Annotated in this window: 1 protein-coding gene; it reads left to right on the forward strand. The window is 72.7% G+C overall.

The features are described from left to right. On the forward strand, window positions 1-2,339 hold a 2,339-nt coding region (locus tag IE207_RS32775), incomplete at both ends, for a condensation domain-containing protein (protein ID WP_190187974.1).

Consider the following 2,339-nt stretch of genomic DNA (forward strand, 5'->3'; position numbering starts at 1 on the left):
TCGAACCCACCGAAATCGAAACCGTCCTCACCACCCACCCCCACATCACCCAAGCCACCCTGGTCCACGACATCCATCTGACGGCCTACGTCGTCGCCGCGCCCGGCTCCGCCCCGAGCCCGGCCGCTCTGCGCGGCTGGCTGCGCGAGCGACTGCCCGAGCACATGGTGCCCGCGCAGTTCGCGGTCCTGGACCGGCTCCCGCTGACCCCGAACGGCAAGATCGACAAGCGAGCCCTGCCGACGGTCGATCTGCCGCTCACCGCCTCCGGCCGCCAGCCCCGCACGGAGCTGGAGGAGATCGTCCGGACCCTGATCAGCGACGTGCTCGGCTCCTCCGCTCCCCTGTCCATCGACGACGGCTTCTTCGACCACGGCGGCCACTCGCTCCTCGCCGCCCGCCTCACCAACCGCATCTCCACCACCCTCGGCGTCACCCTCACCCTCCGCGACGTCTTCCAGCACCCCACCCCCGCCACCCTCGCCCGCCGCATCGCGGACTGCTCCGGCCGGCCGGCGCTCACGCCCCTCACCCGGGCTGCGAGCCGACCGGAGTTCCTGCCGCTGTCCTTCGCCCAGCAGCGCCTGTGGCTGGTCGCCGGGCTCTCCGGGGGCGACAGCGCGTACAACGTCCCGATGGCCGTCCGCCTGGAAGGGGAACCGGACATCGACGCGCTGCGTGCCGCGTTCGGTGATGTCGTGGCGCGCCACGAGCCGCTGAGGACCCGGTTCGCCACCGTGGACGGCACCCCCTGCCAGGTCATCGCGCCGCCGACCGAAGCACCCTGGTTCGAGGTCAGGAGCGTCACGTCCGAGGCCCTCGACACCGAACTGCTCGCGGCGGCCGGGCACTGCTTCGACCTGGCCGCCGAACTCCCCCTGCGGGTCACGCTCTTCCGCTCCGGTGAGAGCCGGTACACGCTTCTCGTGCTGCTCCACCACATAGCCACCGACGGGCAGTCCCTGCGCCCCCTGTTCGCCGATCTGTCGTCGGCCTACGCCGCCCGGCTCACCGGTGACGCTCCCGGCTTCCCCCCGCTGCCCGTCGACTACGCCGACTACGCCCTGTGGCAGCGCGCGGCTCTCCAAGGGCCACCGCTGGAGGAGCAGCTCGGCTACTGGAAGACGGCCCTGGCAGGGATTCCCGAGGAGCTCGGCCTCATCCACGACCGGCCCCGGCCACCCGTCGCCGGGCAGCGCGGCGGGGTGGTCCGGGTGGACTTCGGCGCCGAGCTCCACAAGCGGGTGCGCGAGCTGGCGCGGTCCGAGCGCTGCACCCCGTTCATGGTGCTCCAGGCCGCGCTGGCCGCGACGTTGACCCGGCTGGGGGCGGGAACCGACATCCCGCTCGGCTCGCCCGTCGCCGGACGCTCCGACGAGGCCCTGTCCGAGTTGGTCGGCTTCTTCGTCAACACGCTCGTCCTGCGCACCGACACCTCCGGGAACCCCGCTTTCCGGGAGCTGCTGGGCCGGGTCCGCACCACCGATCTGGACGCCTTCGCCCATCAGGACGCCCCGTTCGACTTGGTGCTGGAGGCGGTGAACCCGGCTCGCTCCCTTGCCCGGCACCCGCTGTTCCAGGTCTGTCTGGCGCTGGAGTCCGGCCCCGCGGCCGGACCGGAACTGGCGGGCTTGCGGGCAGGCGCCGCGGAGCCGCTCGCTACGGGTGCGGTCAAGTTCGACCTGGAGTTCCTGCTCCACGCGGACGAGGCCGGCGGCCTGACCGGAGCCGTGCTGTACAGCTCGGACCTGTACGAGCACGACACCGTGGAGCGGATCGTCGCGATGCTGCGGCGCACGCTGGAGCAGGTGGTGGCCGCGCCGGAACTCTCGTTGTCGCAGATCGAGTTGTTGGGCGTGGCCGACCGGCGGCAGGTGCTGGAGGAGTGGACGGGGGTCCGCCGGGAGGTCGGCCGGCTGACGCTGACGGACCGCTTCGAGGAGCAGGCCCGGCTCCGCCCCGGGGCGCGGGCGGTCGTCTTCGAGGGGCGGGAACTGTCCTACGGGGAGCTGAACGAGCGCGCCAACCGGCTCGCCCGGCACCTCACCGAAGCCGGGCTGGGCCGTGGTGACCTCGCCGGGATCCTGCTGGACCGCGGCATCGACTTCGCCATCGCCCTGCTCGCCGTCGTCAAGACCGGCGCCGGCTACGCACTGCTGGACCCCGAGTTCCCCGACGGGCGCCTGACCGCCACGGCCCGGGACGCCTCGCTCGCCCTCCTGGTCACGGACAGCACCCACCAGGGCCGGATCGCCGGACCGTGGCCGACCGTACTGCTCGACGCGGAACGGGAGCTGATCGCGGACCGCGACCCGGCCGATCTCGGCATCGAGCTGTCG

Origin of the sequence: Streptomyces cirratus (assembly GCF_014650775.1) — a bacterium.
In the GTDB taxonomy this organism is placed as follows: domain Bacteria; phylum Actinomycetota; class Actinomycetes; order Streptomycetales; family Streptomycetaceae; genus Streptomyces; species Streptomyces cirratus.